The organism is Marinomonas sp. ef1 (genome assembly GCF_002806845.1).
GTDB lineage: Bacteria > Pseudomonadota > Gammaproteobacteria > Pseudomonadales > Marinomonadaceae > Marinomonas > Marinomonas polaris.
Map to the genome: position 1 here is coordinate 1 of NZ_NHTT01000056.1, position 215 is coordinate 215.

At 38.1% G+C, this 215-nt stretch carries 1 pseudogene; it reads right to left on the minus strand.

What is annotated here, in order from left to right:
• Positions 1 to 38: 38 nt before the first annotated feature.
• Positions 39 to 215: pseudogene (locus CCS02_RS22070) on the minus strand (IS110 family transposase); the annotation flags it as partial.

Genomic DNA, 215 nt, shown 5'->3' on the forward strand with positions numbered 1-215 from the left:
GTAGATACCATCTCTCCTAATCAGCCTCAAGTTTTTATTTAACTAACTTGAGGCTGATATTCTGTTTGATTCTTAACAACACCAAAACATATTTGTGACAACTTTCTCATCGCTGCACCTAGCGCCTGCATTTTTGTTTTGCCTTGTTTTAGTAATCTCGTTTTCTGCGCTTTTATATCGGTATTATGTTGCCCAGCTACGATTGCGGCCATATA